We start from the raw sequence: 25,155 nt of genomic DNA, 5'->3' as shown, positions 1-25,155 counted from the left end.
GCACGGAATTTTTGCCTAACGCAACAAAAAGATAACAAAACGAAAGAAAAAGTTTCGGCGCAGTGGTCTGTCGTTTGAGATATGGGCAAGATTCAAAACGACCCCTCCGACGGCTTCGCCGCCACCTCCCCATCTTCGCTTTGCTCGATAGGGAGGAGGGAGGCAGACGGCACATCCCTCCTCCCCATTCATGGGGAGGTGTCGAGCCAGCGAAGCGCGTCGAGACGGAGGGGTTACTTTCTTCAACGCAAGCTTTAAAGGTTACGCCGTTCTAAGCCAGATGGACGCGGAAACCGAGATGGGCTTCGGGCTGGCGAATATAGTCGGGCGCATCGGAATCGGTGATCAGGTCATCGATTTCGCTGATGTCGATGATGCGGTGCAGGCAGACCTTGCCGAATTTCGATGAGTCCGTCACCGCGATAATGCGCCGCGCCGTCTCCACCATCTTGCGGTTCAGTTGCGCTTCGGGTTCGAAATGGGTGGTGATGCCGCGCTCAACATCAAAGCCATCGACGCCGAGAAACAGCTTGTCGAGCAGCAGATCATCAAGCGCAGCCAGGGTTTGCGCGCCGTAAAAGGCCATGTTCTTGCGGCGCAGTTCGCCGCCCAGCATGACGATCTTCAGGTTGCGCTTCTGGCTGAGCGCACCCAGCACGTCGAAATCATTGGTGACGACGGTGATGCCGTCATCATCGGGCAGGAAGCGCGCAATCTGCATGGCGGTCGTGCCGGAATCGAGCATGATCGAGTCGCCCGGCTGCACCAGGGCGGCGGCCAGCCGACCGATGCGTTCCTTTTCTTCCGTATGGGTGACGCGCTTGGCCTCAATCGGCGGCTCAGAAATATTGACCACTTCGGCAGCGATGGCCCCGCCATAGGCGCGCGCCGCAACCCCATGCATTTCAAGGAAGTGCAGATCCTTGCGGATGGTCTGCATCGACACGCCGAACACATCCGACAAGGACGCAACCTGCACGCTGCCACGCGATTTGATCATATGGGTAATCTGGCGGCGGCGTTCGCTGGTGTCGCGCGTAACCCGTGTCGCTGCGGTCATGTGTCGGTCTTTCGGCTGCGCACACAGGCGCTTTGTGAGTCGTTATCTCGTCCGTTATCCCTAAATGACGCCCAAATTTCAATGCGGATGTGCTTTGCCTGGTCAAAACCGCCGGACAGAATGAAAAAACGTGACATATTTGTTTCATTTCGTTGCGATGTCGAAAATAGATGGCCTAATTGCGGTTTTTATCTGTTGACAGCGAGGAAGTGGTGCGTAACGAAAGATAACGAAAGATTGGCACTGCCTTTCCGGTAGGCCGCATGATGGAGGCGAAACGATGCGTGTAAAGAAAAACCTCGTAAATGCGCTCATGGGCGGTGTCGCTCTGGTCGCTGTGGCGTATCCGGCCCTGGCCGCGGCGCAGGACAGCGCCCCCGCCGCTTCGCCAGCCCCCGCTGCGCCAACCTCCGCTTCTGACACAACCGAGGTGGTGGTGGTCGGGATGCGTGGCAGTCTGGCCAAGTCGCTGCATATCAAACGCGACGCCAGCGTCATTACCGATTCGATCAATGCCACCGAGCTGGGGCGCTTTCCCGATAATGATGTCGCCGATTCCTTAAGCCATATTACCGGCATCACCATCAACCGCACGACGGGCGGCGAAGGGCAATATGTCAGCGTGCGCGGCTTAGGCTCTCAATATAATATCGTCACCCTGAACGACCGCATCCTGGCCACCGATGATGATGGCCGCGACTTCGCCTTCGACATCCTGCCGTCGGATATTATTTCCGGCGCTGACGTTTTGAAATCGCCACAGGCTTCGGCGATGGAAGGCAGTATCGGCGGCACGGTCAATCTGCGCTCGGCGCGCCCCTTTGATCACAAAGGCTTCCACGCCGCCCTGCGCGCCGAAGGCAGCTATAATGACATGTCGGAATATTATGGCGACAAGGTTTCCGGCTTTATCAGCGACACCACGGATGGCGGCCATTTCGGCTTCCTGCTGGGCGCCGTCTATTCCGACACCAAGACGCGCAGCGACTCGCTCAACTACAATACCTATGACCCGGCCAGTCCCGGTGTCTGGCCGCTTAATTCCAACAATGCCGTGGTGGCCGAATGCTGCATCTCGTATGGCTCCATCGTTGACGAGAAAAAACGCACGGCGCTGACCGGCACGCTGGAATGGCGGCCGTCCGACGACATCCATATCGTCGCTGACCTGATGTTTACGCGCCTGCGCGATCCGCAGGTGGCCTATAACCACTCCTTCTATCCCGATTTCACCTATGATGCGAATGGCAATCCCGAATGGAGCCATGTCACCGTCAATAACGGGTTGATCACCTCGTTTACCGGCACCAATTTCACGCCGGAAGTCGTGAACCAGACCGTCAACCGCATCGTCGATACCTCGCTGTTCGGCGTGAACGGAAGCTGGAATGTCAATGATCACCTGACGTTTGACGGCGACGCCTATTATTCGAAGGCCGACCGTCCCGAAGGCGGCACCGACACCTTCGTCACCGCAGGCCTTGTGTCGCCCACCCCCTATAATCAGGACACGATCACCATGACCGCCAATCCGGGCGGGTTGCCGGACATGACGATCACCCTGCCGGGCGGCGTCGATTACGCCACAGCCCTGGCTTCGGGCCAGCTCAATGACCAGAGCCTGTGGAGCACCCACTATGTCGGCCTGAGTGGTTTTTCGATTCAGGACAAGATTACCGGCCTGAAGCTCAATGGCACCTGGCATCAGGATACGGGCTGGCTGCAAAAGGTGACCTTCGGCGTCAACTATACCGACCGCTCCAAGTCGCGCCGCGATATCAGCAATGACTGGAACAACGGCTCGAACCAGTATGGCTCACTCTATAATACGCTGGATGGTCAGCCGGGGCCGATCACCTTCGCCACAATGGGAGCTGATGTCATCTCCACCTTCAACTTCCCGCACTTCATGGAAGGGGCGGGCGGCAAGTTCCCGATGACGATGGCGCTGCTCAACGCCAATGCCCTGCTGGCAGGACTGAAAAATCTCGACGGTACGCCCAACTATACGAGCGGCGAGGGCGTCTATGATTTCAGCCTGACCGCGCCGCAATATAATCCGACCAATTCCTACGATGTGAATGAAAAGACCTTCGCCGCCTTTATTGAAGGCAGTTTCAGCATCGGGAAATGGGACGGCAATCTGGGCCTGCGCATGGTGTCGACCCGGACGCACGCCACAACCGCCACCAATGAGATCCTGTCGGTGACCGTGGCGGACACGTCCAACCCGACCAATCCGGGCGTGGTGCAATATTCCGACATCACCCCGGTCAATGCCAAGGGCCATTACACCCTGGCCCTGCCGTCGCTGAACCTGATCTACCATATCCGCCCCGACCTGCAACTGCGCTTAGGCGCCGCCGAGGTCATGTCGCGCCCCAATCTCAACCAGCTTGTGCCGACCTCGACCAACAACGCCATCAATCAGGAATATATCCTCTATTATGACGGCAATGCCGATCTGCGTCCGATCAAGGCCGACCAGTTCGACGCCTCGCTGGAATGGTATTACCAGCCGCGCGATCTGTTGTCGGTGGCCTTGTTCGACAAGCGCCTGCGCGACGATATTACCACCGCCCAGACCAATAATGTCGATATTGGCGCGGTCGGCTGCTTTAACGGCGACCCCTGCACGGCCCTGCCATTCAGCATCAATCAGCCGGTCAATGGCGACAAGGCCGATATTTACGGCATCGAACTGAGCTGGCAGCACATTCTTGATAATGGCTTTGGCGTCCACGCCGAATATACCCATACCTGGAGCAAGACGGTGATCGACGGCCAGTCGGCAGGGCCGGAAGCGGGCGTATCGCCCACCACCTTCTCGGCCAATGTCTTTTATGAACACGGCCCGATCCTGGCCAGCGTATCATGGGATTATGCCGGTTCCTTCACCCAGTCCACCTATACCGAAGTGGATGGCTGGCCCGCCATTTCCAAGGCGACGAGCTGGCTGAACGCCACCGCCTCCTATGCCGTTACCCCGCGCATCAAGGTCTATATAGAAGGCAAGAACCTGACCAATACGATTGTCAGAACCTTCCTTAATGGCGATGAAAACGCCATCTGGTCGGCGGGCGCCACCGGCACGGGCAGCGGCGTCGATTCCGGCTACAGCGCCTTTGGCCGCACCATCACGGTCGGCGTGGGCATGAGCTTCTAAAACCGGCACCTTTACGAATGAAAACGGAATTGCCGCCGTTTTCATAGACCTGACGGAACACGACTTAACTGTCGTGTTCCGTTTTTTTATGCAATTTCAATATCTTATCGCACCTCATCAATCTGACTATTGCCGAATTGCAACAGCTTTCGTTAATTGTCATATTTATTTCACACCCGCATAACAGGGTTTGACGCCCTGTAGTAAATGTAGCATATTGAATGTAGCCCAATTCAATTGGGGGCGACATAAAACAATATCAGAGGGTGTTAGGACGATGAGAATCAAGAGGAACAATTGCGGTGTTTCGCGCACCGCCCTGACGGTAGCCCTGCTGTGTGGCGTGCTTGGGGGGGCGGGTCATGCGCTGGCGCAGACGGCCGGGACAGATACGACCGCAGATAAGGCCGCCACCACGGACGACACCACGGTCGTCGTCGTCGGTTCGCGCAAGGCGCTGCAAAGCGCGCAGGACATCAAGAAAAAAGCCGATACCATCGTCGATTCGATCACCGCCACCGATATTGGCGCCTTCCCCGACAAGTCGGTGGCCGAGGCGCTTCAGCGCGTGCCGGGCGTGACGGTGATCCGCTCGGTGGCGGGCGGCGATGTCATGCACTTTCCGGCTGAGCCGACCGGCGTGATCATTCGTGGCCTGCAACAGGTCAAATCGGAATTCAATGGCCGCGACATCTTCAGCGCGGGCGATGCTTCGGGCCTGAGCTGGGAAGATGTGTCGCCGGAAATGCTGTCGGGCGTCGATACCTACAAGAACCTGACCGCCGATATGCTGGAAGGCGGGATTGCTGGTACGGTCAATCTGCGCACGCGCCTGCCGTTCGATCAGAAGGGACAACTGATTTCGGGCACGATTGAGGGCGATTACGGCGATCTGAGCAAGACGTGGACGCCGTCGGGTTCGGTGCTCTATTCCAATCGCTGGAGCACCGATCTCGGTGATTTCGGCTTCCTGGCCGACATCGCCTATTCCAAGATCGAAACGACCAGCCAGGGCGCCATCCTGCCACGCATGATGCCATTTGCAGCAGGCACCTATACCGACCAGATGAACTACATCCCGTCGGGCATCAGCTATAACAACACCGTCTATGACCGCACGCGCCGCGGCCTGTCGCTGGCCGGACAATGGGCCAGCACCGACAATCACTTCAAGGCGACTTTGCAATATAACAAGTCGAGCTATCAGAATAGCTGGAACGAAGACCAGTTGCTCAGCTACTGGGCCTATGTCGATCCGTCGATCACCACGCAATCGACCGTCTGGACCGATCCTTCCATTATCGCCCCGCCCGATGCGCCGGGCCTTGGCATTAATCAGGCGGGCGGCGGCACGCCGTTCACTTTCGGCAGCAATGGCATGTTCCAGAAGGGCGTCATCACCTCCTCGGCGGGCGACTGGGGCTATGGCGGCATCGACTGGAGCGCCAATCCGGTCACCTATCTGCCCGGCTCGACCGATCAATACGGCACCTATGATCAGTATGGCATTAACGAACCGATCTATCAGCCCTGCCTAGATTCCGATTCGACCCACGCCAATGTGCCGTGCCGCATCGCGCCCGCCGTTAATCTGGCCACGCGCTATTCGACCGAAAAGCGCAATGTCGAGGACACGGCGCTCAACTTCATCTGGATGCCGACCGACAAGCTGAAGCTGACCTTCGACGCTCAGCACGTTTTGTCGACTAACACCCATTACGACATCACCTATCGCAACGGCACCTATGCCAATCTGAATGTCGATCTGACCGGCGACCTGCCCAAGCTGAATTTTGAAGCACCGTCGGGCTATAATGTGGTCGGCACCGATCCGCTGGCCGATTATCGCAACTATTTCAACGAATCGATCATGGATCATCTGGAAGACAGCAAGGCGACGATGAACGCCTTCCAGATCGACGGCGCCTATGCCTTCGACGGCCCGTGGCTCAACGAATTGCGGGCAGGCGTGCGCACGTCCGAGCGCGACCAGCTCAACCAGTGGTCGGCCTATGACTGGCAGCCGATTTCGAGCAACTGGGGGGCCAATCCGGCCGATTCCTTCCACCTCGATGCGCCGGCCACGGCCAGTTTCGCCGGCTATCCCGGCACCTACTGGCAGACGACCAATTTCGGCGACAGCGGTCTGCTGAAGGGTCTGATCGGTCAGGATCAGTTCGTCACCATCAATCCGTCCTATCTGAAGGACATCAATCTGATGGAGTCCACCTTCGGCATGACGGCGCAGTCAGCGGGCGGCAAGACGCCGTCCTCCACCTGGGATCCGATCTGTATGCGGGCGGCCAATATCGCCGGAAGCTGCTTCCAGCCGGGCGAAATCCTCAATGTCACCCAGAAGGAGGATTCGGCCTATGTGATGCTGAAGTTCGGCGGGCCTGACGCCACCCTGTTCGGCAGCAGCATCACCCTGTCGGGCAATATCGGGATGCGTCTGGTCAAGACCGACCTGACCAGCGTGGGGGCCACCAATTTCGCCACCCCCTTCACGGCGGACGACCTGAACTGTAAACCGCTTAGCCCCGAAGAGATTGCTTCCCTGCAAACGGGTCAATATGCCATCTCGCCGCAATGTCTGGCCGTCAATTCGACCGATGATCAGGCCTTCTCGAACGGCGGCTATGCCAGTTCGACGGTCAAGACCTCGCATACCTATAACCTGCCCAGCCTGAACCTGGCCTTCGCCTTCCCCGGTGACTGGATTGTGCGCTTCGCGGCGTCGCGCGGCATGTCGATGCCCGATATGGGCCTTTTGAAGAACTACATCACCCTGCAACGCAGCTATGTGCCGCAATCGGCGATCACTCAGGGTAATCCCAGCATCGTGCTCAATGGTTCCGGCCAGCCGGTCAGCTATATTTACGGCTATTCAGGCTCGACCGGCAATCCGCGCCTCAAGGCGATTCAGGCCGACCAGTTCGATCTGTCGCTGGAGCACTACTTCGCGGCGGTGGGGTCGTTCAGCTTCGACATCTTCACCAAGACGTTCTACGACTATATCCAGAACAGCACCTTCGTCGTGCCGCTGACCAATAATGGCGTCACCCGCAATGCGGTGATCACCGGCCCGGTCAATGGCGAAGGCGCCAGCGTCAAGGGCTTTGAAGTTGCCTATCAGCGCTATTTCACCGCCCTGCCCAAGCCGTTCGACGGCCTCGGCATCCAGGCGAACTACACGCACCTGCATAATGAGGGCGTGAAGAATTCCAACCTGTATCTCGATGATGCGGGCGGCAATACCGTGGCCCGTTCGGCGCAGGACGGCATGATCAATGCAGGCCGTCTGGAGCAGCTATCGGACGACAGCTACAACCTGATCCTGATGTATGACAAGGGCCCGATCGGCGCGCGTCTGGCCTATAACTGGCGTTCGAAATACGTCAATTCGGTCAATGACTGCTGCATCGGCTTCCCGGTCTGGAACAGGGCGGAAGGCTTCCTCGACGGTTCGCTGCGCTATGCGATCACGCCGCATATGGAAATGGATATTCAGGGCAGCAACCTGCTGAAGACCCGCCCGAAAATCTATCAGGAGGTGGAGGGGCCTACCAATGCCAGCCCGAACGCCACCCCGGTCTTCCTGCCCGCCGGTACGTTCGATTTCGACCGCCGCCTTTCGGTGAGCATCCGCTTCAAGTACTAGAGCAACGAGCGTTTAATTTGACTTACAAATTGAATGCGAGATGCGGAAAAAACGTAAAATGTAGAGTGGGTTGCATTCCTTTGACAGGTTCAATCAGAATGCAAACCGCTCTAGAGCCTGACCTTCCCTTCTCCCCATTGAATGGGGAGAAGGTGGCCTGAGTGAAACGAGGGCCGGATGAGGGGCTTGGCGGGTACACCAAAATTGCCCCTCACCCGGTCGCTTTCGCTACGCTTAAAGCTCCCGCCCTCTCCCCTCCCGGAGGGGAGAGGGGAAGGAAAGCGCATCACGGTATGCCCTGTTGTTTTGTCAGGCTGCACCCGAACAGAGGTTTGCTCTGTGCAGATTGACCAGATTCCCGTCTCGGACGGGTCGCCTACACCGCCTGTTCCCTGACTCTTCCCCAAGGCGGGTGTAAACTTCCGGCGCGCGGCCATTCGCATGAACAGGCTGCGCGCCTGCTTTTTCACGATATAATCGGTAAATGATCATGAGCGAACCGCCTGCCGAACCTCAAAACGTCGTCATCTTAGGTGGCGGCACGGCGGGCTGGATGGCGGCGGCCTGTCTGGCCAAGGTCTTTGGCCGTGACAATCTCAGCGTCACCCTCGTCGAATCGGACGCTATCGGCACGGTCGGCGTTGGCGAAGCCACGATCCCGATGATCAATCTGTTCAACCACATACTTGGTATCGACGAATCCGATCTGATCCGAGAAACCGACGCCACCTTCAAGCTCGGCATCGAATTTGCCGACTGGCACCAGATCGGCCACAGCTATCTCCATCCGTTTGGTGCCTATGGCATCAATATGGAGGGGATCGGCTTTCATCATTACTGGCTGCGGCTGGCGCAGCACGAGGGTGCTAAGGATTACGGTCAGTTCAATATGGAGACGCTGGCCCTGCGCGCCGGGCGCTGCGGCCCCACCGCCACCGACCTGCCGCATATCAAGCTGAACAAGGCCTTCCATTTCGACGCGGGCCTCTATGCCGGTTTTTTGCGCCGCTATGCCGAGGCGCGCGGCGTCACGCGCATCGAAGGCCGGGTGAGGGACGTGCAGCTCGATCCCGCTTCTGGCGATGTCGCTGCTCTGGCGCTTGAGGATGGCCGCACAATTGGCGGCGATCTGTTTATCGACTGTTCGGGCTTTGCCGCCGTGCTGATCGGCAAGGCGCTGGGCGTCGAATACCGCGACTGGGCGGAGTGGTTGCCGTGCAACCGGGCCGTCACCGTCGGCTGCGAACCGTCCGGCCCGCCGATTCCTTACACGCGCGCTACGGCCCGCGAAGCCGGATGGCAATGGCGCATTCCGCTGCAAAGCCGCATCGGCAATGGCTATGTGTTTTGCGATGCGTTTCTGGGCGAGGACGAGGCCAGCGAAAAGCTGATGGCGCGGCTGGACGGCAAGGCGTTGGCCCAACCGCGCCTGCTCAAATTCACCACGGGCCATCGCGCCCGTATCTGGGAGAAGAACGTCATTGCGCTGGGACTGGCTTCAGGGTTTATGGAACCTTTGGAATCGACCTCGATCCATATGGTGCAAAGCACGCTGGCGCGGCTGATGACGGTGTTTCCGCGCACAACCATCAACCCGCATGTCCGCGACAAGTTCAATGATGAGGCGATTGCCGAATATGCGCGCATCCGCGACTTCCTGATCGCCCACTATAAGCTCACTGGACGCGATGATACGCCCTTCTGGGAGATGTGCCGTAATATGGCTATCCCCGACAGTCTGAAGGTGCGGCTGGATGCGTTCGCAAGCGATGGGCTTTTGCTCGAATATCCGTTCGACCTGTTCAAGGAGACGAGCTGGTTTTCGGTGCTGATGGGGCAGGGGATACAACCGAAATCTTATCATCCGCTGGCCGATGCCCTGCCGCGCGACGAGTTTCTCAAGCGCATGACGCAGTTGCGCCGCATGATCATGCAGCGCGCGCAAGGCCTGCCTAGCCATTCCGCCTATATAGATCAGCAAAAGAAGGCCCGCCGGTCATGAAGCCTATCCTCCTGTTCGCCGCCCTGCTGGCGTTTGCGCCGTTTTCCGCCCCGGCCCAGCCGCAAACCACCCCGCAACCGGCTCCAAAACTGGCTGTCGTCAGCTATTGGGGGCAAAGAATCGACAATTTTGCGCGCATACCCGACCACACCATCGCCCTGATCAATCCGAACAGCGGCATTCTGGTGACGGGCCAGACCGGCCCCGCCGTCGATGGCCTCGATGTCTATAAACCCGTGCTGCGGCGGGCGAAAAAACACGACATCCGCCTCTATGGCTATGTGCCGACCGGCTATTTCAGCCATGTCTGCAATATCGAAGGCAAGTGCCAGACCTGGGAGCGCATCGAGGCGCAGGTGAAGACCTATTTCCAGACCATGCCAAGCCTCACCGGCATCTTTTTCGATGAAACTGCACCGGCCCAATATGATTGCAATGCTTATGGCGCGGAGTACCAAAGGCTGCGCGATCTGGTGGCAAAATACCGTCCCGGCGGTCAGATTATTTTCAATGTCGGTATGCCCGACACCTGCGCCGTCAAGGCCGTGAAAAGCGGCGAAATGATCGTTTTGTTCGAGGACGACGGCGCGCACTATGTCGATAATTATGCGAAAATCAAAACGGCCACCGATCTGGCCCACGCTCAGGGCGTCAGGGTCTGGCATATCGTCAATAATGTCCCCACCAAAGCCCTGTTCGACACGGCCCTGAAGGCCGCCCATATCTATGCGCCCGACTATCTCTATGTCATTGATGTCAGCGGCGACTGGCAGGCGGGCTATGACACCTATGGCGATCTGCCATCCTACTGGCAGGCTGAGGTCAAGGCGCTCGACGGCGGCAGTAAATAAGAGGAAACAGAGATTTGAAACCGATAAGCCTGCTGGCCACGACCGCCCTGATCGCGCTTTTGTCCCTGCCTGCTCACGCCGAAACCACACCGAAAGGCGTCTGGCTGGGCCATGATGACGGCGCGGCGCAAACCCCGCCCATGGGCTGGAATAGCTGGAATGCCTTTCGCACCGAGGTCGATGAAGACAAGGTGATGGGGGCGGCGCAGGCCCTGGTCGATGACGGTCTGGCAAAGCTTGGCTATGTTTACGTCAATCTCGATGACGGCTGGTGGCTGAAGCGCCGTCAGCCCGACGGCCGCATGATCATCCGCACGCGCATCTTTCCTTCGGCGGCCACAGCGGACGGTGCCAGCAGTTTTCGCCCGTTCACCGACCGGCTGCACGCTATGGGGCTGAAGGCGGGCATCTATACCGATATTGGCCGCAATGCCTGTTCGCAGGCCTATAATCTCGATTCGCCCAACCTGCCCGAAGGCACGCCGCAGGAACGTCAGGTCGGGCTGGATGGCCACGTGAAACAGGACATCGGTCTCTATTTCAAGGACTGGGGCTTTGATTACATCAAGATCGACGCCTGCGGTCTGGCCGACTATGCGCCGGGCTCGAAGCGCGTCATCGACAACAACTATATCGGCCTGACACCCGAAATCGACCGCTCTTCGCTCAATCGCACCGACGACGCCAAGGTCGAGGCGCGCTATGCCGAGGTAGCCGCCGCCCTGAAAGCCGCCAAACCGGACAACAACTACGTGTTTTCGATCTGCGACTGGGGCATGGCCGATGTGCGCCGCTGGGGCAAGGATGTCGGCTCAAGCTGGCGCACCTCCAGCGACATTACGCCGGGCTGGTCGAGCATGTTGCACAATTATGACAGCGCGGTGGGCCGCGCCCTCTATGCCGGGCCCGGTCACTGGAACGACCCCGACATCCTCTATATCGGCGAGGGCGATTTTGACGCCAATCACCTGACCGAAGCGCGCACGCATTTCTCACTGTGGGCGATGCTGGATGCGCCGCTTCTGATCAGCTACGATCTGCGCAAGGCGCCCAAATCCCTGCTCGACATCTGGGGCAATGCCGATCTGGTGGCCGTCGATCAGGACAGGGCGGGCAATCAGGCCACCATCGCCTATGATTCCGAAGATGCGCAGATTCTGGTCAAGACGATGGCCGATGGCCATAAGGTGACGGCCCTGTTCAACCGCACCGCCTCGCCGCAAAAGGTAACGCTGATGGCCAGCCATCTGAAGCTGCGCTCTGATGCGCCCATCAGCCTGACCGATCTGTGGTCGAAGGCACAAACCCGTTTCACCGGCGACACCACGATCACGCTGGCTCCGCATGAAACGCGCGTCTTTTCGGTGCAGGGCCCGCGCCAACTGGCGGATGGCATGTATCTGTCGGAAATGCCGGGGTCGGTCAATGTCGCCGATGACGGGGTGCGCCATCCTGAAGCCGACCCCTTCATCCACCGCAATATCGACCCGTGGGCCGGTACGCGCTCGGGCGGCTCGCGGCCCATGTATGCCGGCTGGGGTGGGGCGCAGGCTGACATGACGCCCTATGGCCAGACCCTGCAAATCGACGGCACGCCCTATGAAAGTGGTATCGGCGTTCTTGGCAATTCGCTGTTGCAGGTCAAGAACATCGGCGGTTACGCCCATTTCCGCGCCACGGTGGGGGTTGACGATTCAACGCGCAACCGCGACCGCGCCGTCATCTTTTCGGTCTGGGCCGATGGTAAACTGGTGCGCCAGACCCCGCCGATGAGGTTCGGCGATGCGCCGCGTGACATCGACGCCGACATAGCCGGTCATCATATTATTGAGCTGCAAGCCGTTAATGACACGGCGCAGGACGAAATCCCGGTCGTCGTCACCTGGGGCATGGCGCGGCTGGAGAAATAACGCCCGATGCAGCCGTGCTCACAGCTTGAGGCGGTGACGCCACAGATGTTCCGCGATGAGATCGCACCGGCCAATGCGCCGGTCGTGCTGCGCGGCCTGTGCGCCGATTGGCCAGCGGTGGCGGTGGCGCGCGGCTCAGACCGCAGACTGGCCGATTATCTGGCCGGTTTCGCCACCCCTGCACCGCTCGCTGTCATGACCGCGCCGCCTGAGGTGAAGGGCGCATTCTTCTTCGGCGAGAGTTTACGCACCCGCAATTTTAACACGGCGCAGATGACGCTCGCTGCGGTGATGGACAGATTGCTGGCGCTGGCGGACACGGCCTCGCCACCGGCGGTCTATATCCAGTCCACGCCCGCCGAGGCCTGCCTGCCCGGTTTCAGCGCCCGCAACACCAATCCGCTGCTGCCTGAGGCTGTGCGACCGCGCGTCTGGATCGGCAATGCCGTGCGCGTTCAGACCCATTATGACCTGTCGGATAATATAGCGGTCGTGGTGGCCGGGCGGCGGCGCTTTACCCTGTTTCCGCCCGATCAGTTGCCTAACCTCTATATGGGCCCGTTCGAGGCCACGCTGGCTGGATCACCCGTCAGTCTGGCCGACATCGAAAACCCCGATTTCGCACGCTTTCCGCGCCTGCGTGACGCCTTAGCGGCGGGCCTGACCGCCGAGCTGGAACCGGGCGACGCCATCTTCATCCCCTATGGCTGGTGGCATCATGTGCGCAGCCTGTCGGCGGTCAATATGCTGGCCAACTACTGGTGGAACGAAGCGCCTGCCCATGTGCAGGCCCCTTACGGCACTCTGCTGCTGGCCATGCTGACCGTGCGCGACATGCCGCCGCGCCAGCGCGAGGTTTGGCGCCATATGTTCGAGCATTTTGTGTTCTGCGCCCACGGCGATCCGGGCGCGCACCTCGCCCCTGACGAACGCGGGGCGATGGCGACATTACCACCGGCTCAGCACCGCAAAGCGCTGGAATATGTGCTGGCAGGCTTTAGGAAGTCATTGAGCTGATCTTATACCAACTTTCGCAGCCCAGAACCTATTTGGCTGCAAGTTGGTATTCGTTTTTTTGCAACTCAAGCGTCGCCAATCTTTTTTGATTAAGCCAGTCTTCTTTGATTAAGCCAGTCTTCTTTGATTAAGAATGGGCTCGCCGCATCAGGGCGTCACGAATCCGGCGAACTGCGCGATGACCTCGGCATAGCTGCCGCGCTTGAAATGGACGACGCGGGCCAGCACAGCGTCGAGATCGCACCATTCCCAGCGCGAGAACTCCTGCTCGCCGTGGGTTTGCAGATCGATTTCGCTGTCGTCGCCGGTAAAGCGCATGGCAAACCAGATCTGCTTCTGGCCCTTGAAATTGCGGCCGATCTTTTTTTGCGCCAGCACCTCCGGCGGAAAATCATAGACGATCCAGTCATGGGTCTGGCCCAGAATCTCGACCGAGCGCAGGCCGGTTTCCTCATAAAGCTCGCGCAGGGCCGCGCTTTGCAAATCCTCGCCTTCGTCCACTCCGCCTTGCGGAAACTGCCAGGCATAGTCACCGCTGACGCCGAAACGGTGGCCGAGCCAGACCTGACCCGCGCGGTTGAAGACGACAATGCCGACATTGGGGCGATAATCGGCGAGGTGACGGGTTTCGGACATGATCAGTGCGCCAGGGCCGAGGCCGGGGCCAGTTGCAGTCCCTTGGCATTGAGGCCGCGCGTCCACTGGATCGCTTCGGCCAGCGTCACCGGATAGGCAAAACCGGTGCCGAGCGCCTGACCGCGGCTTTTCGCCGTCGATTCAAGGCCTGATAATTGTGCGGCGATGGCGGAGGCATTGATCTGGTTGTCGATGATGCGGTCAGCCGAGGCGCGGCCCCAGGCACCGTTCTGGCCGCGCGCCTGACCGTCATCAATAAAGGCGACGCCGCGTTGCTTAAGATTGCTCAGGAACATGGCCATGCCGGCGTGATCCTTGAAAAAGGCGCTGCCCTGATAGTTGGAGACAGCGAAATAGCCGGTGGCGCGCGACAGGGCCCAGTTGAGATGGCTGATCAGATCGTCAGGGCGGGCATTGGCCATCAGGGTCTGTGGACCGGGATCATTGTCGGGATAGTTGGTTGGCTGCATCGGCACCTCGATCATCACCTCATGGCCGGAGGCGCGCGCCAGATCGATCCAGCCCTGCAAGCCGGTCGTGTAAGGCACGAAGGACAGGGTGACCTGCGGCGGCAAATCGTCGATAGCCTGCTTGGTGGTGGCCGGATTGAGGCCCAGTCCGCCAATGATCAGCGCCACCATCGGGCGGCCATCGCTTCGGAACGGGCGCGCATAGGCCGAGGCCGGGGTCTGGCCATTGGGGGCGATGACGGGCAGGGGGCCATTATTGGTGGCCTGAACCAGACCGCTGATCGGGGCCACCGGCAGGGGCGAAGGCGCGCTTTTCGGGCTGGCCGTGGCGGTACTGCCGTCATTGTCACCGGGCAGGGTGATCACGGCGGTGCCGGAAGGGGCGGGATCGTCCGCGCTGTTGGAAAGAAACGTATCGGCCGAGGCGTCCTGAAACATGCCGAGCGAATCGAGGGTGAAACCCTGCATCCCGGCCTGGCTGTCATCGGGCGCGATGGCCGAAGACGGCGCGGCGGCCTTCGGCTTGGCCAGCAGGATGCGCACGCTGGGCGAACCGGCATTGGGATCGCCCGCCACATTGAGGAAGATGAAGATAAGGGCCACCAGAGCCGCTGCGGCGCTGGCAGGCGCTACATAGGGCCGCCGGAAAAAGGCCATCACCGTGTCGCCGAAAGCACGCAGCCCAGCCATCGGGCCGCCGCGCGCGGCGGGCCGTGGAGAGGCGGTGGAATTTTTGGGCTTGGCGAACATGCGGCTGTACGGAACGCCTTAAATGAAGACAGGGATGTGTCCGTAAATGTGACGGTTTAGGGTTAACAAAGCCTAACGAAAGCTGAACAGGCCCAGGAAATTACGTGAAATTAACACGAATTTCGTGGGCCTGCTGTTTTTCGATCCTGCCTATTTCGACGCCGGTGCGGCGCTGGACGCGGCACCCGAAGGCGGGGCCTTGGAAGCGGGGGCTTCCGGCTTTGCCGAAGACGAGCTGGCCGCGGCGGCGCCCGCCGGTGTGGTGGCCGTGGTTTTGGCGTCGGAGGCCTTGGTGTCGGGGGCCTTGGTGTCGGGGGCCTTGGTGAAGCGGCTGCCCGGTTTATCGACCAGATCGGCGGTCAGCAGTTCGACGCCGCGCGGATGGGCCCTGGCTTCGGCGACATTGCCGCCGTCTTTCAGCACATCAAGGGCGCGCGTCAGCTCGAAATCTCCGGTCTTGGTATCGAAGCCCTCAGGCGGCACTTCCTGTTCGACCGGAGGTTTGCGCACCTTGCCTTCGTCGGCGTCGAGCGCATTGGCGTAGGCGGCCTCGGTATATTGCAGGGCGGCGGTAGCGATATATTTCGCCTGGTCGCGCGTCTGGGCCACCACCAGATCGGGCGTGATGCCGGTCTTCTGGATCGAGCGGCCCGAAGGCGTGTAATAGCGCGCCGTCGTCAGCTTGATGGCGTGATTCTGGCCAAGATCGATCACGCTCTGCACCGAACCCTTGCCGAAGGTGGTTTCACCGATGATCGCGGCGCGGTGCTGATCCTGAAGGGCACCGGACACGATTTCTGCCGCCGAGGCCGTGCCGGCATTGGTCAGGACGACCAGGGGCAGACCATGCAGCATATCGCCCTTCTTGGCCTGATAGCGGGTGATGTCGTCAGGGTTGCGTCCGCGCTGGCTGACGATCTCGCCGCCGTTCAGGAACATGTCGGCCACGCCGACCGACTGTTCGAGCAGGCCGCCGGGATTATTGCGCAGGTCGAGCACGAGGCCCTTCATGTTCGGGTTCTTGCTCATCAGATCGCTGAGCGCGTTTTTGGCGTCCTGGGCGGTGTTTTCCTGGAAGGAGGCGATGCGCAGGTAACCGTAATCGCCCTCCATCCGGGCCTTGACCGATTTGACCGTGATAACTTCGCGCGTCAGGGTGACATCGAACGGCTGATCCTTGCCGGTGCGCACAATGGTCAGGGTCAGCTTGCTGCCCGCGTCGCCCTTCATCTTGCTGACGGCGTCATTGAGCGGAATGCCGAGGATCGAGGTGCCGTTGATGGCGGTGATATAGTCGCCCGATTCGAGCCCGGCCTTTGAGGCGGGCGTGTCGTCCATCGGCGTCACCACCTTGACCGCGCCGTCCTCGCCGGTCACTTCGAGGCCGATACCGCCATAGGTGCCGCTGGTCTGTTCCTTCAGGCTGTTATAATCATCGCCATCGAGATAGTTGGAATGCGGATCGAGGCTGGCCAGCATACCCTGCAAGGCCGCCGTGACGAGCTTTTTCGAATCGACCTTGACGACATAGTCCTGCTCAACAAGGCTGAGCACATTGCCAAACAGCGCCACCTGCTCGTAATCCTGCGATGTCGGTGAAAAGGCTGGCTGGCTGGCATAGGCCACGGCCCCGATGCCCAGGGCGAGAGCGGCAATGCCGCCTAAATAGATCGTCTTCATAAAGTCCTCAAAAGGGCGGGCCGTGCTGGAAGGAAATCTCCGGCCATAGTCCTCATATAAGCCACAGTCATCCTCATCTTCATATAAGAGTATAAGTGTGGCGTAAACGGGACGCGCCTAATTTGCTGCAAGCTGGATCACCCCTGTCGGATTGACGACATCATCGCCCTTGCGCAGTTCGAGATAGAGCGGAACCTTCTTGTCGGACAGATTGGGCAGGCGGCCCAGCGGTTCGTGCAGGGCCACGGTCTGGCCCTTTTCAACATAGGTGCGCCCCACGCCGGTGATGACGACGCGATAATTATGGCCGATATTGATGATGATGACCTGGCCATACGAATTGACGGGGCCCACGAACTCGACCTCGCCTTCGGCGGGGGCCGTCACCTGCGAACCGGGCTGGGCCAGATAGGTTACACCACGGCTGGGTTCGGGCCCGCCATCGGCCTGACCGAAGATGCGCACCAGATCGCCGACCACGGGTGGCTGCAAATGGTTGCGATCCTCCGGCCTGATCAGATTCATCAGGCCGCGCAAAGGCGCATGGTCGCGCAACCGGTCTTCGTGGGCCTTCAGTTCGATGGCGTGGGCCTGCATGGCGTCAGCCTGACCGAGAAGCTGATCTTCGAGCGCCATCTTCTGGCTGATCAGGTTTTCGATCTGGTCGCGCTGCTCCGACACATCGCTGTCGGTAACCAGCAGGGCCTCGTTTTGCAAAGCGGCCTGACGGCGCAGATTGATCAGATCGGCGTTTTGCTGCACCAGAATATCGGTGCGCTTTTTCAGCTCCGGCGTGATCGCCTTCATGATGATGGCGGCCATGACGGCATCATTGGCCTTACGCGGGGCCAGAAAAAGCGCAGGTGGCGGATTGCGCGAATAGATTTGCAGGGCGCTGAGCAGGCGGGCCTCGCGCACCCGCGCCGCCGTCAGCCGCCGTGTAATGTCGGTTTCCTGAAGATTGAGCGTTTCAAGGCGGGCGTGGTAGATGGCGCTGCGTTGCTCCGAAGCGCCCTGGCGTTTGGAAATATCAATGATCTGCTGGCGCAGGTCTTCGATTTCCTGACCGATCTGGCGCGCCGTCTGGCGATTGGCATCGCTCTTGCGTACATCGGCGCGGCCCTGAGCCTCCAGATCATCGAGCGTGGCCTGTTCGTCGGGGGTCAGGGCCCTTTGGCTGTTCTGCGCATCGACATCCGAATGCCCGCCCGCCATCAGGATGGCGGCGGCGAGGGCGGCGAGGATCAGCGATGGGCGCGCGGCGGGCATGGAGCTTAGATAGGCCGGTTTGGCGACAGGCTCAACCGTCTCCGTAACGCGATTTCATCCCCCTAATCGCGATGCCCCCTAATCCCGGTGATAGGGCAGACCGGCCAGAATCGTGGTGGCGCGGTACATCTGCTCGGCCAGCATGACGCGCACCAGGGCGTGCGGCCAGGTTTGCGGGCCGAAAGCCAGCGAAAAAGCTGCGGCCTTGAGCAGCGCCGGATCGAGCCCGTCAGCCCCGCCGATCAGGAAGGTGACGCGGCGCTCACCGCGATCCTTATAGGTGTTGAGACGCTCCGCGATAGCGCGTGAGGTCAGGGCCTCGCCATGTTCGTCGCAGGTGATCAGAATGCCGGGGTCGCCTAAAGCTTCGCGGATCGCCTCGGCCTCCTGCGCTTTCAACAGGGCCGAGGTCTGGGCCCTGGCCGCCTTGCGGTTATCGACCTCGATCAGCTCGACGCCGGACACACCTAAGCCGCGCCCGGTTTGCCCGGCGCGGTTCAGATAGTCACGGGCGAGATTGTTTTCGACCGTCGCGCCCAGCTTGCCAACGGCGCACAGGGTCAGCTTCATCAGGCTTCGATCGTGTGGCCCACACCTTCTGCCGCCAGCGACCAGATCTTCTCGATATTGTAGAAGCTGCGCACTTCGGGGCGGAAGATATGCACGACCACGTCACCGGCGTCGATCAGCACCCAGTCGCAGGTGGGCAGGCCTTCGACCTTGGCCTTGCCGAAACCGGAATCCTTCAGGGCGCGCAGCACATGGTCGGCCAGGGCGCCGACGTGGCGATGCGAACGGCCTGAGGCGATGATCAGCGTGTCGGCCACCGAGGACTTGCCCTTCAGATCGATGCAGACAATGTCCTGCGCCTTGTCGTCGTCAAGACGTTCGACGATCAGGCTTTCAAGCGGCAAAAGGCCTTCGGATTCGTCACCGGAGGCGGCGTCCTCAGCCAGATCCTGACCTTGGGAGTCGGCGTCCGTAAGGGCTACGGCGGGGGCTGGGGAGGCGGAGGGCGCACTCGGCGCGGTTTGGCGAGACAGGGCGTGGGTTCCTTTATGAACGATATGGCCACGACCCTAGCACAAAAGCGCGCCCCGGTCATCCGCCGATATGGCGCACCGCGAAAAATTAGATATTTGAAGCCTTGGCCCGGATCGCGCCCCGGATCTCAGATGAGGAATGGCTGTGCAGCGGGCCTTTCAGATAGGTCCAGGCGGGGGCGCATCTGCGGGCCAGCACGGGGGCGGCGCGTGCCGGTGTGCGGAAACGGGCGAAGCGGTGGGCGGCGGGCGAAAAGCGCGCCTTCATCAGCGTGCCGGGCCGCGACACCACCACCACCGGCACCATGTGCATGAGCTGCACCCAGCCGCGCCAGCGGTGGAAACCGGCCAGCGAATCGCCGCCCATGATCCAGACAAAATGGACGCCGGGATAGCGGGCTTTCAGGGCGCGCAGCGTATCGAGCGTATAGCTGGCCTTGATGCGCGTTTCGAAATCTGAAATCACGTCACGCGGGCCGATAAAGGGGGCGATCTGACGGATGCGCTCGGCCAGAGGTGCTGTGTCCGCCCGGCTTTTCAGCGGGTTTTGCGGCGATACCAGCCAGATGACACGATCCAGCCCCAGCCGCCCCCGCGCCGTTTCGGCGACATGGGCATGACCGGCATGGGCCGGATTGAACGAACCGCCGAACAGGCCGATCTTCATGCCGCGCTCAAGATGAAAGCCGGGACGCAGCGCGCCTGACCGCATAGACTGAGACGTGGGGGCAAGACCGGCGAACCACATGGTTTCAGTATCCGGCCGTCAGAAGGCGCGCGTGCAAATCAGTTATCCCACGGGGTATAGGCGGTATCGGCGGCGGTCGGCTTGATCCTGCCCTGATGGATGGTGTCCAGCGCCGTGAACAGAAGATCGCGCACGCCTTCGCCCGAAACGCCGGAAATCAGATAGGGGGTCTGGCCGGAGGCGCGCTTGATTTTGGCGGCCAGTTTTTTGCGTGTATCGGCGTCGATGGCGTCGCATTTGTTGATCACCACCAGCTCGGTCTTTTCGGCCAGTTCGGGATCATAGGCCGCCAGTTCGTGACGGATGACCTTATAGGCCTCGACCGGATTATCCTGCGTGCCGTCGATCAGGTGGATCAGCACCTTGGTGCGCTCGACATGGCCCAGAAAGCGCGTGCCAAGCCCCGCACCTTCGGACGCACCCTCGATCAGGCCGGGAATATCGGCCAGCACGAAGCGCTGCTCAGGCCCCAGATCGATGACGCCGAGATTGGGGGTGAGGGTGGTGAACGGATAGTCGGCGATCTTGGGTCTGGCGGCCGAGGCGGCGGCCAGAAAGGTCGATTTACCGGCATTGGGCAGGCCCACCAGACCGGCATCGGCGATCAGTTTGAGGCGCAGCCACACCCAGCGCTCCTCGCCATCCTGACCGGGCAGGGCGAAGGTCGGGGCCTGATTGACCGGGCCTTTAAAACGGGTATTGCCCCAGCCGCCATTGCCGCCGCGGCCAAGCAGATAGCGTTTGCCGACCTCGTCCATATCGACGATCAAGGTGTCCTGATCCTCATCCAGCACCTCGGTGCCGACCGGCACGCGCAGCACCAGATCATCGGCATTGGCGCCGTGCATCTGGCGGCCCTTGCCGTGTTCACCGGTTTTCGCCTTGAAATGTTGCTGATAGCGATAATCGATCAGGGTGTTCAGCCCGTCGGCGGCCTCGATCCACACATCGCCGCCCTTGCCGCCGTCACCGCCGTCGGGCCCGCCATTGGGAATGAACTTTTCGCGCCGGAACGAGACGGCACCCGCGCCGCCATTACCGGAACGAATATAGATTTTGCACTGATCGAGGAATTTCATCGCGCTTCTTTGAACGAAAACGCGCGCAAGATCAATGATCCTGCGCGCGTGGGTGGTCGTGTTGGCTGGTTTCTACAATATCCTTATCATATGCAGCGCCTCGCACTGGCCTTCGCGCGCCAGAGATGTCTCCAGCGTGCGGCGGCCCGTATAGAGGAAGCCGCCGGCCACCAGCAGACTGGCCGAGGCGGCATTGTCGGCAAAATGCGCGGCATGAATGATGCGGTGCAGATGGTGCTTCTTGACCCAGCGCAGCAGGCCGTGCATCGCCTCCAGCGCATAGCCCTGACCCTGCTGGCCGGGTGCGATGAAGATGCTCAAATTCGGGCCGAAACTCTGCGAATCGGGGCCGGTGCCGCAGGTGCCGCGCGTCAGGCTGATCACGCCGATCAGCCGTTCGTCTTCGTTACGGATGGCCCAGTGGGTCTGCTTCGTCGCCATCATGCCGGTCAGGCGCGCCAGGGCGGCCTCACGCGGCAGGGGGTGGGGCACGCCGTGGCTCATGCGCGCCGAATCGCGCGCCGCAAAGATGGCGATATAGTCTTCGAGATCATCGCTGCGCAAGGCCGTCAGGCTCAGGCGCGTCGTTTCGATGCTGGCCTCGACCTGGTGTGGCGAAGGCCGACGGGGTTGATGGCCGGATTCGGGGCCGGTTTCCTGAATGCGCGTGATCATACTCGTCTCCTTTAACCCCGGTCAGCGGACGTTTTCGCCGATCTCTTCTTTCGTCGAAGTCTGGGGCCTATTTAGGGTCGAACTGTGTCAGTTCCACCACAGGGGGATTTTGAGCGGGATCACATTTGCGTAGCCGGGCCAAAAAGGAACCGCAGGGACGGAAATGCAAAAACGGGAGCCCGGAAAATATCCGGACTCCCGCTCAAATTCGGTCCGGATCGGCTTAAAAACTTAAGCACGACCCGAAAATCATCGAATGTGCTTATTCGGCGGCCTGCGCCATCGGAAGGATCGACACGTAACAGCGATTGTCGCGCTTCGTGGTGAACTTCACATGACCTGTGGCCGTGGCGAACAGGGTGTGGTCACGGCCAAGGCCGCAATTGGTGCCCGGCCAGAACTTGGTGCCGCGCTGGCGAACAATGATGTTGCCTGCGAGGACAGCTTCGCCGCCGAAACGCTTCACGCCAAGGCGCTTGGCTTCTGAATCGCGGCCGTTGCGGGATGAACCGCCAGATTTTTTGTGAGCCATGGGAGGATCTCCTTAAATCTAAATCTTACGCTTCGCCGGTATCGGCGGTGGCTTCGGCCTTTTTCTTCGGCGCAGCCTTCTTCTTGGCGGGGGCTTCGGCAGCCGGGGCAGCTTCGATCACAGGCGTTTCGATCGCAGCGCCCAAATTACGCGGGGCCAGGTTACGGGCGCGGGCATTCAGCTCGGCCTTGGTGGTCAGCGAAACTTCGCCTTCCCATGCCGCCGACTTGCCAGCACCATTGATGCCGGTGACGCGCAGAACCGATTCGAACTGGCGGTGGCCGGTGGTGCGGCGATAGCCCTGACGGCGCGTCTTCTTGAAGATACGCACCTTCTCGCCCTTGCGGGTTTCGATCAGGGTGGCTTCGACCACGGCGCCATCCACCAGAGGACTGCCGACAACTGCGCCAGCCACATCGCCGAGCATCAGCACTTCGTTGAACTTCACGGCGGCGCCCGCTTCGCCTTCCAGCTTTTCGACCCTGATCAGATCGCCTGCCGAAACACGATATTGCTTACCACCCGTTTTGATGACCGCGTACATGGTCGTAAAACCTTTGAACCTGGGCGCAGACCCTGATCTTGCAAGCAAGAGCCACGCGAGAGAATAGGAAAAACGCCCCGGAAAGCCGCAAGGCTCTGGGCGAGAGGCGGCGACTTATACAGGGCTGCGCCTGAGAGTCAAGCGGGCTTTGTCCATGTTTTATGGCTGTTTTCAAGCCCGGATTCCATGACAGCCGCTGATCCGCTTTCGTCAGGACTCCGGCGTATTGGCCAGAGTCATCGCCACCTTCATCAGGAGGTCGGCATTATCATACATGCGCTCATTGGCCAGTTTCAGCGCCTCGGCAATGCGGTTGGCGGGGGCCGGATGGTTTTCGTCCTTCAGCCAGCGCTCGACCGAGCTTTCCGACACGCCGGTGGCTTCGGAGACGGAACGCGACAGGCTCTTGCGCGGATCGGTGCGCCAGGCCAGATCGGCGATGCGGGCGAACTCGGTGGGTGTCAGCAATTGCGGGCGCTGCCGGGTGTGAACTTCGGCGGTATCGGCCATTGGAAAATGTCCCTGTTAGCTTACTCAATATTGTGCATCGCAATATAACGCATTTTTGCGAAAATTCAAAAGTCAAATCATGTGTCGCTTTTAACGCGGTCTGTTAGCGGGAAATTTGGCCGCCAGCGCCGGTTTGTCTTGATTTCGCACCTCGAAGGCTTAACTAAAGCGAATGCGCTCAAAAGGCCGCGCAGGCTCGCCGCATCAGCGGCGGCGTGCGGTCGCACGCTGCCAGGCTGCAATGCGCTTTGCTCATCACCGCTTGGTATCATCCTTTTTTCATTATTAAAGTAACACGCTCATGGCCGACACCGCTCCTGCTTCACAAAAAACCCCTGTCACCGTCCTGACCGGTTATCTCGGCGCGGGCAAGACGACCCTGCTCAATCGCATCCTGTCGGAAAATCACGGCCAGAAATACGCGGTCATCGTCAATGAGTTCGGCGAAATCGGCATCGATAACGACCTGATCGTCGGGGCCGATGAAGAAGTGTTCGAGATGAATAATGGCTGCGTGTGCTGCACGGTGCGCGGCGACCTGATCCGCATCCTGTCGGGCCTGATGAAACGCAAAGGGAAATTCGACGCCATTATCGTCGAGACGACCGGGCTTGCCGATCCCGGCCCGGTGGCTCAGACCTTCTTCGTCGATGATGAGGTCAAGGCGAAAACCTATCTCGATTCGGTGACGGCTCTGGTCGATGCCCTGCATTTCGAAGAAGCGCTGACCAGCGACCGCGTGGTCAAGGAACAGGTGGCCTTTGCCGACCATATCATTCTCAACAAGACCGATCTGGTGACGCCGGACAAGCTGGATGAGATCGAAGCGCGCCTGAAGGGCCTGAACCCGCTGGCCCGCATCACCCGCGCCGAGCGTTCGGGCGTTGACATCAAAAGCCTGCTCAATCAGCACAATTTCGACCTGACGAAGATGGCCATGATCGGCCACGACGATCATGATCATGACCACGATCATCACCACCACCATGATCATGGCCCGGCGCATGGCGAGGCCGGTCACGTTCATGATGAACATTGCAGCCACCACATCAATCCGATCCACGACGAAGAGATCAAATCGGTGTCGCTGAGCAGCGAAAAGCCGATTGATGGCCGTTTGTTTACGATGTGGCTCGATAAGCTGCTGGCTGAAAAGGGCGTCGATATTCTGCGCGCCAAGGGGATTCTGAATGTGCAGGGCGAGGACAAGCGGCTCGTCTTTCAGGCCGTCCACATGATCCTCGAAGGCGAGCTTCAGGGTGCATGGAAACCGGATGAAAAGCGCGTGTCGCGCGCCGTCTTTATCGGCCGTCACCTTGATGAGGCAGCGCTCAAGGCCGGTTTCAACGCCACCCTCATGGTGTGATCCAAAAATAACCTCCCCTGATTTTAGGGGAGGGTGGCCCAGAGGGCCGGGTGGGGTTAAAAGCCTGAGTTAAGGCGCGTACATCCGCCGGAATAACCCCCTCCGGCGCAGGCGCGCCACCTCCCCCTGATTTCAGGGGGAGTTCTTGATGGCCAAACATCCAACTCAGCCTTATAGACCTGTCCC

The 25,155-nt window shown here is 60.2% G+C and carries 20 protein-coding genes; 7 read left to right on the top strand and 13 right to left on the bottom strand.

Features of this window, described 5'->3' with window-relative positions; genetic code table 11:
• Nucleotides 1-271: 271 nt before the first annotated feature.
• Nucleotides 272-1,060 carry a transcriptional repressor AgaR gene (agaR, locus tag QB905_RS10440; RefSeq protein WP_282974967.1) on the bottom strand — a complete coding sequence of 263 codons (789 nt, stop codon included), beginning with the start codon at nt 1,058-1,060 and terminating at the stop codon, nt 272-274.
• 280 nt (nt 1,061-1,340) lie between these two features.
• Here agaR and QB905_RS10435 point away from each other — a divergent pair, with 280 nt between their 5' ends.
• The 6 genes from QB905_RS10435 (at nt 1,341) to QB905_RS10410 (ending at nt 13,667) form a co-directional block, all read left to right on the top strand.
• Entirely contained in the window at nt 1,341-4,226 is a 2,886-nt protein-coding gene (locus QB905_RS10435) for a TonB-dependent receptor (protein ID WP_282974966.1), read from the top strand.
• A 277-nt stretch (nt 4,227-4,503) separates the two neighbouring features.
• Nucleotides 4,504-7,887 carry a TonB-dependent receptor gene (locus tag QB905_RS10430; protein ID WP_282974965.1) on the top strand — a complete coding sequence of 1,128 codons (3,384 nt, stop codon included), beginning with the start codon at nt 4,504-4,506 and terminating at the stop codon, nt 7,885-7,887.
• Between the two features lie 490 nt (nt 7,888-8,377).
• On the top strand, nt 8,378-9,889 hold the full coding sequence (locus QB905_RS10425) for a tryptophan halogenase family protein (protein ID WP_282974964.1): 1,512 nt from the start codon (nt 8,378-8,380) through the stop codon (nt 9,887-9,889).
• Complete coding sequence (locus QB905_RS10420; protein WP_282974963.1) at nt 9,886-10,740, top strand: spherulation-specific family 4 protein; 855 nt, start codon at nt 9,886-9,888, stop codon at nt 10,738-10,740. Before QB905_RS10425 ends, QB905_RS10420 begins: the two co-directional genes overlap by 4 nt.
• Before the next feature lie 14 nt (nt 10,741-10,754).
• Complete coding sequence (locus QB905_RS10415) at nt 10,755-12,650, top strand: NPCBM/NEW2 domain-containing protein (protein WP_282974962.1); 1,896 nt, start codon at nt 10,755-10,757, stop codon at nt 12,648-12,650.
• A 6-nt stretch (nt 12,651-12,656) separates the two neighbouring features.
• Entirely contained in the window at nt 12,657-13,667 is a 1,011-nt protein-coding gene (locus tag QB905_RS10410; RefSeq protein WP_282974961.1) for a cupin-like domain-containing protein, read from the top strand.
• A gap of 147 nt (nt 13,668-13,814) precedes the next feature.
• Here QB905_RS10410 and QB905_RS10405 read toward each other — a convergent pair whose 3' ends face one another.
• The 12 genes from QB905_RS10405 to QB905_RS10350 all read right to left on the bottom strand — a co-directional run bounded on the left by QB905_RS10405 (nt 13,815) and on the right by QB905_RS10350 (nt 23,603).
• Nucleotides 13,815-14,303 (bottom strand): RNA pyrophosphohydrolase, encoded by a 489-nt coding sequence (locus QB905_RS10405; protein ID WP_282974960.1) that lies wholly within the window; start codon nt 14,301-14,303, stop codon nt 13,815-13,817.
• A gap of 2 nt (nt 14,304-14,305) precedes the next feature.
• Nucleotides 14,306-15,463, bottom strand: coding sequence for a divergent polysaccharide deacetylase family protein (locus QB905_RS10400; RefSeq protein WP_282974959.1), 1,158 nt, complete (start codon nt 15,461-15,463; stop codon nt 14,306-14,308).
• A gap of 210 nt (nt 15,464-15,673) precedes the next feature.
• Entirely contained in the window at nt 15,674-17,203 is a 1,530-nt protein-coding gene (locus QB905_RS10395) for a S41 family peptidase (protein ID WP_282974958.1), read from the bottom strand.
• Between the two features lie 117 nt (nt 17,204-17,320).
• Nucleotides 17,321-18,472 carry a murein hydrolase activator EnvC family protein gene (locus tag QB905_RS10390; protein ID WP_282974957.1) on the bottom strand — a complete coding sequence of 384 codons (1,152 nt, stop codon included), beginning with the start codon at nt 18,470-18,472 and terminating at the stop codon, nt 17,321-17,323.
• A gap of 78 nt (nt 18,473-18,550) precedes the next feature.
• Entirely contained in the window at nt 18,551-19,042 is a 492-nt protein-coding gene (gene rlmH / locus QB905_RS10385) for a 23S rRNA (pseudouridine(1915)-N(3))-methyltransferase RlmH (protein WP_282974956.1), read from the bottom strand.
• Entirely contained in the window at nt 19,042-19,428 is a 387-nt protein-coding gene (gene rsfS / locus QB905_RS10380; protein WP_282975617.1) for a ribosome silencing factor, read from the bottom strand. Before rsfS ends, rlmH begins: the two co-directional genes overlap by 1 nt.
• A gap of 175 nt (nt 19,429-19,603) precedes the next feature.
• Nucleotides 19,604-20,227: a nicotinate-nucleotide adenylyltransferase gene (locus QB905_RS10375; protein WP_349252567.1), complete on the bottom strand. Its 624-nt coding sequence runs from the start codon at nt 20,225-20,227 to the stop codon at nt 19,604-19,606.
• 74 nt (nt 20,228-20,301) lie between these two features.
• Nucleotides 20,302-21,342: a GTPase ObgE gene (gene obgE, locus QB905_RS10370; RefSeq protein WP_282974954.1), complete on the bottom strand. Its 1,041-nt coding sequence runs from the start codon at nt 21,340-21,342 to the stop codon at nt 20,302-20,304.
• Nucleotides 21,343-21,414: 72 nt separating this feature from the next.
• A complete protein-coding gene (locus QB905_RS10365) occupies nt 21,415-22,017 on the bottom strand; it encodes a GNAT family N-acetyltransferase (RefSeq protein ID WP_282974953.1) in 603 nt (200 codons plus the stop codon).
• Nucleotides 22,018-22,279: 262 nt separating this feature from the next.
• Nucleotides 22,280-22,549 carry a 50S ribosomal protein L27 gene (gene rpmA, locus QB905_RS10360; RefSeq protein ID WP_282974952.1) on the bottom strand — a complete coding sequence of 90 codons (270 nt, stop codon included), beginning with the start codon at nt 22,547-22,549 and terminating at the stop codon, nt 22,280-22,282.
• Between the two features lie 25 nt (nt 22,550-22,574).
• Nucleotides 22,575-23,093, bottom strand: a complete 519-nt coding sequence (rplU, locus tag QB905_RS10355) for a 50S ribosomal protein L21 (protein WP_282974951.1) — start codon at nt 23,091-23,093, stop codon at nt 22,575-22,577.
• A gap of 210 nt (nt 23,094-23,303) precedes the next feature.
• A complete protein-coding gene (locus QB905_RS10350) occupies nt 23,304-23,603 on the bottom strand; it encodes a hypothetical protein (RefSeq protein ID WP_282974950.1) in 300 nt (99 codons plus the stop codon).
• Between the two features lie 301 nt (nt 23,604-23,904).
• Here QB905_RS10350 and QB905_RS10345 point away from each other — a divergent pair, with 301 nt between their 5' ends.
• Nucleotides 23,905-24,969, top strand: a complete 1,065-nt coding sequence (locus tag QB905_RS10345) for a CobW family GTP-binding protein (protein WP_282974949.1) — start codon at nt 23,905-23,907, stop codon at nt 24,967-24,969.
• Nucleotides 24,970-25,155: the final 186 nt, after the last annotated feature.

The sequence above is a fragment of the Asticcacaulis sp. EMRT-3 genome (genome assembly GCF_030027245.1).
In the GTDB taxonomy this organism is placed as follows: domain Bacteria; phylum Pseudomonadota; class Alphaproteobacteria; order Caulobacterales; family Caulobacteraceae; genus Asticcacaulis.
The sequence above is the reverse complement of the archived record's forward strand: the minus strand, read 5'-3'. Positions and strand labels throughout refer to the sequence as shown.

What these genes read in the sequence shown, in the direction of transcription:
- QB905_RS10350 (WP_282974950.1), bottom strand. Translation starts at nt 23,603, where the DNA reads ATGGCCGATACCGCCGAAGTTCACACCCGGCAGCGCCCGCAATTGCTG.
- QB905_RS10430 (WP_282974965.1), top strand. Translation starts at nt 4,504, where the DNA reads ATGAGAATCAAGAGGAACAATTGCGGTGTTTCGCGCACCGCCCTGACG.
- QB905_RS10405 (WP_282974960.1), bottom strand. Translation starts at nt 14,303, where the DNA reads ATGTCCGAAACCCGTCACCTCGCCGATTATCGCCCCAATGTCGGCATT.
- QB905_RS10395 (WP_282974958.1), bottom strand. Translation starts at nt 17,203, where the DNA reads ATGAAGACGATCTATTTAGGCGGCATTGCCGCTCTCGCCCTGGGCATC.
- QB905_RS10365 (WP_282974953.1), bottom strand. Translation starts at nt 22,017, where the DNA reads ATGATCACGCGCATTCAGGAAACCGGCCCCGAATCCGGCCATCAACCC.
- QB905_RS10410 (WP_282974961.1), top strand. Translation starts at nt 12,657, where the DNA reads ATGCAGCCGTGCTCACAGCTTGAGGCGGTGACGCCACAGATGTTCCGC.
- rplU (WP_282974951.1), bottom strand. Translation starts at nt 23,093, where the DNA reads ATGTACGCGGTCATCAAAACGGGTGGTAAGCAATATCGTGTTTCGGCA.
- QB905_RS10390 (WP_282974957.1), bottom strand. Translation starts at nt 18,472, where the DNA reads ATGCCCGCCGCGCGCCCATCGCTGATCCTCGCCGCCCTCGCCGCCGCC.
- QB905_RS10435 (WP_282974966.1), top strand. Translation starts at nt 1,341, where the DNA reads ATGCGTGTAAAGAAAAACCTCGTAAATGCGCTCATGGGCGGTGTCGCT.
- QB905_RS10375 (WP_349252567.1), bottom strand. Translation starts at nt 20,227, where the DNA reads ATGCGGTCAGGCGCGCTGCGTCCCGGCTTTCATCTTGAGCGCGGCATG.
- rlmH (WP_282974956.1), bottom strand. Translation starts at nt 19,042, where the DNA reads ATGAAGCTGACCCTGTGCGCCGTTGGCAAGCTGGGCGCGACGGTCGAA.
- QB905_RS10400 (WP_282974959.1), bottom strand. Translation starts at nt 15,463, where the DNA reads ATGGCTGGGCTGCGTGCTTTCGGCGACACGGTGATGGCCTTTTTCCGG.
- QB905_RS10345 (WP_282974949.1), top strand. Translation starts at nt 23,905, where the DNA reads ATGGCCGACACCGCTCCTGCTTCACAAAAAACCCCTGTCACCGTCCTG.
- QB905_RS10425 (WP_282974964.1), top strand. Translation starts at nt 8,378, where the DNA reads ATGAGCGAACCGCCTGCCGAACCTCAAAACGTCGTCATCTTAGGTGGC.
- QB905_RS10420 (WP_282974963.1), top strand. Translation starts at nt 9,886, where the DNA reads ATGAAGCCTATCCTCCTGTTCGCCGCCCTGCTGGCGTTTGCGCCGTTT.
- agaR (WP_282974967.1), bottom strand. Translation starts at nt 1,060, where the DNA reads ATGACCGCAGCGACACGGGTTACGCGCGACACCAGCGAACGCCGCCGC.
- obgE (WP_282974954.1), bottom strand. Translation starts at nt 21,342, where the DNA reads ATGAAATTCCTCGATCAGTGCAAAATCTATATTCGTTCCGGTAATGGC.
- rpmA (WP_282974952.1), bottom strand. Translation starts at nt 22,549, where the DNA reads ATGGCTCACAAAAAATCTGGCGGTTCATCCCGCAACGGCCGCGATTCA.